A 7,686-nucleotide genomic window follows, 5' to 3' on the forward strand; every position below is an offset into this window, starting at 1 on the left:
AAACGTCAGATTTTGCCGTGAATACTTTGTTCATCTTTGATTAAGGTTGGTAAAATTACACTGCGTAGCAGAAATTGATGAGATAAATAAAAAGTATGAAAAGAATAACGCAAGAAGTGAATGACTTTATCAGCCGTGGTATGGACGCCAATGTCCGAATCGCCGTGACTGGGTTATCTCGAGCGGGGAAAACCGCCTTTATTACTTCTTTAGTCAATCAACTGCTGCACACTGCGACACACGATAATTTGCCACTGCTTAATGCGGCCCGTGATAAGCGCCTGATTGGGGCTAAACGTGAACCACACACGAACATGATGGTGCCACGTTTTGCCTATGATGAGGCAATGAGTCAAATTCATGCTACACCTCCCCAATGGCCGGTGCCGACTCGTGACGTGAGCGAAATTCGTCTTGCACTCAAATATAAACCGAACAAAACCACTAAAAAGCTGCTGAGCAAAACCGCGGTATTGAACGTCGATATCATTGACTACCCGGGTGAGTGGCTTCTTGATTTACCTTTGCTTGATATGGATTTTGCAAGCTGGTCTCGTACCCAGTTTGATGCGCTAAAAGGTCAGCGTCTTGAGCTTGCCAACCCTTGGTTAGAGGCGCTTGATTCTGTGGATTTGAATGCAGAAGCCAGTGAAAAACAGCTTGAGCAGGTTGCTAACGCATACACAGATTATTTGCATGCTTGTAAAGACTCAGGGCTACACTGGGTGCAACCTGGTCGATTTGTTTTACCGGGTGAACTTGCTGGTGCGCCAGTGCTGCAGTTTTTCCCGTGTCGAGTTGAGGAAGGGGTTAAGCCTTCTAAAGGCAGCAACCTCGCGATGCTAGAAGCGCGTTACCATGAATACCAGCAAAAGGTCGTGAAAGCGTTTTACAAACATCATTTTGCTACTTTCGATCGACAGATCGTACTGGTCGACTGCTTGCAGCCACTTAATGCGGGTGATGAAGCTTTTTATGATATGCGCCAAGCGCTTGAACAGATCATGCATAGCTTCCGGTATGGGCGCAGTAGCTTCTTGCGTCGTTTGTTCTCACCAAAGATCGACAGAGTTCTGTTTGCTGCGACGAAAGCGGATCACGTGACCCCAGATCAGCACCCTCACTTAGTGTCATTGTTACAGCAAATGGTCCACCCAGCATGGCAAACCGCAGCGTACGAGAACATTGAAATGAGCTGCATGAGCATTGCGTCGATTCAAGCGACCATGTCAGGGTTTATTGCCTCCGGAGATAAAACCGTCCCCGCGCTGCAAGGCACGACGTTAAAAGGGGAGCCAATGACGATGTTCCCGGGAGAAGTCCCTAAGAAGCTGCCGAATACCGCTTATTGGCAAAACAGTGGCTTTGATTTTACTTCTTTCCGTCCAATGCCTTCAGAAACGGATGAGCCGATGAAACACATTCGCCTAGACAAAGCATTGGAATACCTATTGGGAGACAAATTGAAATGAGTGAACTAAAACAAAAACAAGTCTTCTCAGAAAAAGTGATGCAAAGTGATCAAGAGAGTGTTTCTCCTGAGTTGACGGCTCAAAAGACGTTTTCAGAAAAAGAAACCTTCGTACCTGTGGCGATTGAAGAGCAACAGGATGAAACAGAACAAGAGTTACAGCTTGAACATGTCATTCGCCCGAGAGTGGGTCGCAAATGGCTGACAACGGGGCTCTTTGCAACCTTTGCCGGTTTAGTTGGTTGGCAGGCGGTCGATTCTGTCGTTACCGCAGTACAAACTGCTGATTGGCTTGCTCTTGGCTGGGCTGGCTTTATCACCACTATCGCTTCTTTTGGTTTGGGTGCACTAGGCAAAGAGCTATGGAAGCTGCGTAAACTTCGCAATCATTTTAGTGTGCAGGAAGAAAGCGAAGGGCTTATTGATAGCCAAAGCGTCGGTAAGGGCAAAGCCTTTTGTGAAAAAGTGGCGGAGCAAAGCGGCGTGTTGGCAGAAAACCCGGGGTTTGATCGTTGGAAAAACAGCGTAAACCCAGCTCATAGTGATGCCGAAATTCTAGACATGTATGATTCCATGGTCGTGAGTCAGCAAGATAAGCTCGCAACCAAAATTGTTTCGCAACATGCAACTGAATCTGCCGCGTTGGTGGCTGTGAGCCCATTAGCAGCCGCTGATATGTTGCTGGTGGCATGGCGTAACTTCAAAATGATCGATAATCTTTCGAAGGTGTATGGCGTTGAGCTGGGGTATGCTTCACGCATCAAACTGCTACGTGCAGTGTTCGTTAACATGGCAGCAGCAGGTGCCAGTGAGCTCGCGATTGATGCCAGTATGGATCTGATGTCGATGGATTTAGCTGGAAAAGTCTCTGCGCGAGCAGGGCAGGGTTTGGGTGTGGGTATTTTGACTGCGCGCCTAGGGCTCAAATCGATGGCACTGCTTCGTCCATTACCTTGGTATCCGGAGCGTCAGGTGAAACTAGGTGCGATTCGCAAAGAAGTGGTGGCGAAAGTTGCATCAATCACGATGAAACCGTAATCAATGTCACCTTTGACGGTGAGGATTACTTGACGCCATTCCAAGCTTGGTAGAAACTACTGTCAACTTTTCCTGACAGTTGTGATTTGGGATATTTTCAGTGCGTCTTGAAGTCTTTTGTGAAGATAGACTCGGTCTTACCCGAGAACTGCTCGATATTTTAGCGTCTAAAAGCATCGATTTACGTGGTATCGAAATTGATATTAGTGGCATCATTTACCTAAACTGCCCTGATATTGATTTTGATACCTTTAGCGAACTAATGGCAGAAATCCGCCGTATACCGGGGGTCAAAGACGTACGTAAAATCCAATTTATGCCAATGGAGCGCCACAATACTGAGTTGCTCTCTTTGGTAGATAATCTTCCAGATCCTGTCTTTGCCATCGACCTCAAAGGTGCGGTAGATATGGCGAACATGTCAGCATTGTCTCTACTTGGTCAGCACAAACAAGATGTGATTGGCACTCAAATCGGAGTTTTGTTACCGAGTGTTCGTTTTTCTCGTTGGTCGGAAGGCGTTAATGCCCGCACTCGTGAAAGCTTAGTGATTGATGGTTTGGACTACATTCTTGAGTTGATGCCTGTCTACATTAAAGACGAAGCGCAAAACTCAACTCTTGCTAGTACGTTGATGACTATTCGCTCTAGCCAGCAAGGTGTGCAGATAGAAGAAACTCTGCCATTGCATAACCAGTTAGGATTCGAGCATTTTGTTGGTTTATCGAATCGCCATAAGGCGTTGATGAACCAAGCGAAAAAACTGTCAGTGCTTGACCAACCCCTATTGATTGAGGGTGAAACTGGTACTGGCAAAGAAATGCTGGCAAAAGCATGTCATAGCCGATCTGGACGCGCGAGCAAGCCATTTATGGTGCTGAGTTGTGCGTCGATGCCGGACGATGTTGCGGAGACCGAGTTATTTGGTCATGCACCTGGCTCGTTTAATCATGAGCAAGGGCATAAAGGTATTTTTGAGCAAGCCAACGGCGGCACCGTTTTTCTCGATGAGATAGGCGAGATGAGTGCGCACTTGCAAATCAAACTACTTCGCTTTTTACAAGATGGAAACTTCCGTCGTGTTGGTGCAGAAGATGAGATGCATGTTGATGTGCGTATTATTGCCTCAACCAAGCACAACCTAGCCGAACTTGCCGAAGCAGGTAAGTTCCGTGAAGATTTGTATTATCGTCTCAACGTTCTAACGTTGAACATCCCGCCGCTGCGTAAACGCTCGAACGATGTTGCACCATTGCTGGATTTGTTTGTCACAAAACATGCTCAGCAGCTTGGTATCGATAAACCAGAACTCGATGATGAACTTGTTGATGCGCTAGCAAATTACCAGTGGCCCGGTAACATGCGTCAGTTAGATAACATGGTGCTTCGCGCGCTGACTGAGATGGAAGGTCATTTGCTAAAAGCGGATAACTTTAATCTGCCTCAACCGCAAGCAATGGGCGGAGGTAGCGCAACCTTGAACCTTGATGGATCATTGGATGAGATCATGCGTGATTACGAATCGCAGATTTTAGAGCGTTTGTATCAATCTTTCCCATCAAGCCGTAAGCTTGCCAAGCGATTGAATGTCTCTCATACCTCTATCGCGAACAAGTTGCGTGATTATGGTATTCGTAAAAGCTAGGGTATTCGTACAAACTGGGCTATCCGAAAATTAATCCGAAATTAAATGGAAGTTGTCATTCGTAATGGAAGATAAAAGCTCCTCAATCGCCGTTCACAAGTTGGACGGCGACTTGCTTCTACGTACCGCAGAAATTGGTGATGCCGATATGATTGCGGCGTATTTTCAGACAAACCGAGAGTATTTAGCGCCTTTTGAACCAAAACGTGAAGAGGCATTTTACTCTGTCAACGGCTGGCTACAAAAGTTGATAAAACTGAACGAGCTGCATAGATTGGGGTTGGGCTACTACTGCCTACTCGTTCACGCTGAATCAGGTAAAATGCTCGGGACGCTCTCTTTCAGTAACCTGACCCGTTTCCCATTTTATGCCTGTAATGTGGGTTACTCTCTTGCTGAAGATGCGCAAGGAAATGGCTATATGCGCCGCGCGTTGAAAATGGCATGCGACTATATGTTTGATGTACAAAAGTTACATCGCATTCAAGCTGGCTACATGCCACATAACACGCGAAGTGAAGCTGTTTTGCAACATGTCGGATTTGAAAGAGAAGGTTACGCAAAGGATTATTTGTTGATCAACGGTGAGTGGCAAGATCATGTGCTGACATCGCTGACTAACCCGAATTGGAATGCAGAGGCTCGATAGATGGAAAGGCTGGAAAAGCAGTTAGCACTTTTGATAGAACTAGACCAACTTAAAAGCGTACTTCGACGCACTCGAGTAAAAAGCGCTGATGGACGTCTGGAAAATAGCGGCGAGCACAGCTGGCACGTTGCGCTAATGGCCGTTTTAATGCAAGAGCACGCTAATGCTCCAGTTGATATTACGCGTGTGATGAAAATGCTGCTTATTCATGATGTGGTAGAGATCGACGCGGGCGATACCTTTGTTTATGATGTTGCAGCGTCTAAAGAGCAAGAAGAGAAAGAGTTCAGAGCGGCTCAGCGTTTGTTTGGTATGTTACCAAGCGATCAAGGTGAAGAACTGCTCGCTCTGTGGCATGAATTTGAAGCCGCGCAAAGTAATGATGCTAAATACGCTAAGGCGTTAGACCGCCTTATTCCAATGTTGCTCAACTACCACAATGATGGTCAAAGTTGGAAAGAAAATGGGGTGACGCGAGAGCAAGCGTTAACCATCAATAAAAGAATTGAATTTGGCTCTGTCACATTATGGGACAAGGCTAAAGAACTGATTGAAGATGCCACCGAGAACGGTTGGTTGAAGTCGTAAGAAAGGAGACTGAATGTCTTATTTGCCTTTGGATGAATACCAAAGAAAATGGATTTTTACTCACCAGTCAATGCCAGTGCCGGAAGAAGACCTAGAGTTTATCAAGCCAATGAGTCAAGCTCGCGCCGCGCAGTTCTGGAAAGAGAACATCAGTGCGCAAAGCCCTGATGCAGATCGTTTGAGCTCATCAGACTGGCCAATGAAAGAGTCTAACTGGTCACAAGAAGTCGATTGGATGGCTACTTGGGAAGCTGATGAACCTGAACTTCCAGAAGAAGTGGCGACGTTTATTGACTGGCAAGATGATGTAACCGTGTACTTTTGCTATGAGAAATACAACGTGATTGAGACGAAGTGGTCAACGTTTAAAAAACACTGGAAGAATTTCTTGTTCTACGACGATGGTCCGATTTTGATTGGTCGTCGCCGCGCTCAAGCTCTGTGGTTTGACTCCAAAGGAAACGTCAAGCTAGGAGAGCGCCACTAGCACGACTTTCGCGCATAAATGGCTAAAGCCACCGATGTTTTACTCGGTGGCTTTTGTTTTTTATAGGCTCGATAAAGGGCTCAATACGCCGCCAGCACCTCGCTCGATTACATGCGTGTATATTTGTGTGGTTTTTACATCGGAATGCCCAAGCTGTTCCTGAACCGTGCGTATATCTGCACCGGACTCGAGTAAGTGCGTCGCAAAGCTGTGTCTGAGCGTGTGGCAAGTGACTGACTTTTCTATGCTTGCATCTTTTGCGGCTCGCTTCACTGCTCTTTGTATCGCGCTTTCATTGATATGGTGACGCCTAAGCTCTCCTGTTTCGTTGTCGACATTTAACTTGGTGGAAGGGAAGAGGAAGTGCCAATTAAAATCTAGCTCGGCTCCAGGATATTTTCGACTTAAGCCATCGGCTATATTTACACCCGCATAACCTGCCACATGACGATCTTTTTGGTAATAATCTCTTGCTAAGTTTACTTGTGCTTTTAATGGTTCATGTAACTCTTTTGCCAGTGTCACTGTCCGGTTCTTGCCCCCCTTTCCTTGCCAAACTCTGATTGCTCCATAATCGTAATCGATATCTTGAATCCGCAATCGGAGACATTCCATGACTCGAAGCCCTGAACCATATAACAATTGAATATGGAGTTTATATCGTGGATCAATATGTCGAACAAAGCGGCGTACTTCATTCCTTGTTAACACCACTGGCAATTTCATTTCAGCCACTGACTTTTGAAATCGCATGTTTAATGAAAGTGGCATTTGAAAGTATTCACGGTATAAAAAAGAGATAGCATTTAATGCGAGAGCCTGCGTTTTTACTGCCACTTTTTCTCCAATCGCGAGGTGGCTAAGAAAGCCTTCAACATCATCTTCAGAAAGTTTCGAAGGGTGGGCTAGCTGGTGGAAATGTATGTATCGCTTTATCCAAAATAGGTAGGCTTCTATGGTCTTCTTGGCATAGTGACGTGAGATCATATGCTCTTTCACGCTGAGTAAAAACTGACTTTTCATTGTTTAATTTTAACTGGTTATTTATACAGGTCTCTTAAATTAGCGTGCTTAAACGAATTAGGCACGCCTGCGCAGTCTAATTGCGTGGTTGAGCACACAGATTCATACTGATTTTCTATTTGTTTCATGCAGATAAGTGCTAGCATGCATACTTTCTTTTGCATGAAAGAAGGCGGTAGCGTGCCTGAAAGATGGCTTAAAGCCGTATAGAAAGCGTTATGCCTTTTCCCCTAGAATTGAACTTATGGTATGATGTTCTGGTTTTCGGTTTTCTTGGAGCTTTAGATAATGTCATTTGGTGTTGGTATCTTTTGGGTGTTGTGTGGGATTGTTTCGGCAGCATCAGCTAGTAATAAAGGACGTAGTGGTTTTAGCTGGTTTATTCTTGGTTTATTGTTGGGACCAATTGGTGTTGTATTATCGCTTGTCGTCAGCAAGCAAACAGAAGTTATTGAAGAAAAAGCAATACAATCGGGTACCCAAAAAAAGTGTAAGTATTGTGCGGAATTAATTAAACCTGAAGCAAAATTGTGCAAGCACTGCGGTAAAGAGCAGGAAATTGAAGTTTCCGATGTAATTGCATCACATGGTAGTTCATCAGAGCATCGAGTATTTCAAGACGCAATCTATAACGATGACCTTGGACTTATTAATGAAATGCTCAATGCTGGGTTTAACGTTGAGTCATGTGATTTGCCTATTTCGCACGTGGAATATGCAAGACTTCACAATAAAGCAAAAGTTCTTCAAGTCCTAGAAAATACGCAAGTACAGGCATAACAAGC

8 protein-coding genes are annotated in these 7,686 nt (G+C 45.2%); 7 read left to right on the forward strand and 1 reads right to left on the reverse strand.

Annotated elements, in window-relative coordinates:
* Window positions 1-95 precede the first annotated feature (95 nt).
* From VHA02S_RS09760 to VHA02S_RS09785, 6 genes are all read left to right on the forward strand, one after another.
* Window positions 96-1,472 carry a YcjX family GTP-binding protein gene (locus tag VHA02S_RS09760; protein ID WP_038899421.1) on the forward strand — a complete coding sequence of 459 codons (1,377 nt, stop codon included), beginning with the start codon at window positions 96-98 and terminating at the stop codon, window positions 1,470-1,472.
* Window positions 1,469-2,509 carry a YcjF family protein gene (locus VHA02S_RS09765; protein ID WP_038899422.1) on the forward strand — a complete coding sequence of 347 codons (1,041 nt, stop codon included), beginning with the start codon at window positions 1,469-1,471 and terminating at the stop codon, window positions 2,507-2,509. The genes VHA02S_RS09760 and VHA02S_RS09765 overlap by 4 nt, the downstream gene beginning before the upstream one ends.
* A gap of 100 nt (window positions 2,510-2,609) precedes the next feature.
* The gene (gene tyrR, locus VHA02S_RS09770; RefSeq protein WP_009698366.1) at window positions 2,610-4,154 is read left to right on the forward strand and encodes a transcriptional regulator TyrR; all 1,545 of its coding nucleotides are present in this window, start codon (window positions 2,610-2,612) and stop codon (window positions 4,152-4,154) included.
* Window positions 4,155-4,218: 64 nt separating this feature from the next.
* Window positions 4,219-4,803, forward strand: a complete 585-nt coding sequence (gene rimJ / locus VHA02S_RS09775; protein WP_005445212.1) for a ribosomal protein S5-alanine N-acetyltransferase — start codon at window positions 4,219-4,221, stop codon at window positions 4,801-4,803.
* Complete coding sequence (locus VHA02S_RS09780; protein ID WP_038899423.1) at window positions 4,804-5,391, forward strand: HD domain-containing protein; 588 nt, start codon at window positions 4,804-4,806, stop codon at window positions 5,389-5,391.
* A gap of 13 nt (window positions 5,392-5,404) precedes the next feature.
* A complete protein-coding gene (locus VHA02S_RS09785; protein WP_038899424.1) occupies window positions 5,405-5,878 on the forward strand; it encodes a DUF2947 domain-containing protein in 474 nt (157 codons plus the stop codon).
* A 60-nt stretch (window positions 5,879-5,938) separates the two neighbouring features.
* On the opposite strand, the gene VHA02S_RS09790 is transcribed toward VHA02S_RS09785, so the two are convergent.
* On the reverse strand, window positions 5,939-6,901 hold the full coding sequence (locus tag VHA02S_RS09790) for an integron integrase (RefSeq protein WP_038899425.1): 963 nt from the start codon (window positions 6,899-6,901) through the stop codon (window positions 5,939-5,941).
* A gap of 288 nt (window positions 6,902-7,189) precedes the next feature.
* Between VHA02S_RS09790 and VHA02S_RS09795 the strand changes: the two genes are divergently transcribed.
* Window positions 7,190-7,681 carry a hypothetical protein gene (locus VHA02S_RS09795; RefSeq protein ID WP_038899426.1) on the forward strand — a complete coding sequence of 164 codons (492 nt, stop codon included), beginning with the start codon at window positions 7,190-7,192 and terminating at the stop codon, window positions 7,679-7,681.
* Window positions 7,682-7,686: the final 5 nt, after the last annotated feature.

Source organism: Vibrio harveyi NBRC 15634 = ATCC 14126 = KCTC 12724 (assembly GCF_001591145.1).
GTDB lineage: Bacteria > Pseudomonadota > Gammaproteobacteria > Enterobacterales > Vibrionaceae > Vibrio > Vibrio harveyi.